1 protein-coding gene is annotated in these 410 nt (G+C 43.7%); it reads left to right on the forward strand.

Annotated features, from left to right (window positions below; all coding sequences use genetic code 11):
• A partial coding sequence (locus KH400_RS29830) for a hypothetical protein (protein ID WP_217228151.1) occupies positions 1–410 on the forward strand: 410 nt, incomplete at both ends.

The raw sequence follows: 410 nt of genomic DNA on the forward strand, positions 1-410 counted from the left end.
GGGAGAAGAGAAAGAGGGGAAGAAGGGGGGAAAAAGAAAGGAAAGAGGGGAAAAAAGGAAAAAAAAGGGAAAAAAAAAGGAGAAAAGAGAAAAAAAAAGGAAAGAAAAAAAAGAAGAAAAAAAAAAGGAAAGGGAAGGAGAAAAAAGGAAAAAAAGGGAAAGAGAAAAGGAAAAAGAAAGAAGAAAAAAAGGAAGAAAGGAGGGGAGGGGAAGGGAAGGAGAAGGGAAGAAAGGGGGGAGAGAGAGAAGGAGGGGAGGAGAAGAGAGAAAAGGAAGGAGAGGGGAAAGAGGAGAAAAGGAGGGAAGGAGGGGAAAAAGAGGGGAGGAAAGGGGAGAAGAGAAAAAAAAGAAGAAAGGAGGGGGGGAGGGGGAAGAGAGAGGAGGAAGGGGAAAAGAAAGGGGGAAAAAGG

Source organism: Desertibacillus haloalkaliphilus (assembly GCF_019039105.1).
Lineage (GTDB): Bacteria > Bacillota > Bacilli > Bacillales > KJ1-10-99 > Desertibacillus > Desertibacillus haloalkaliphilus.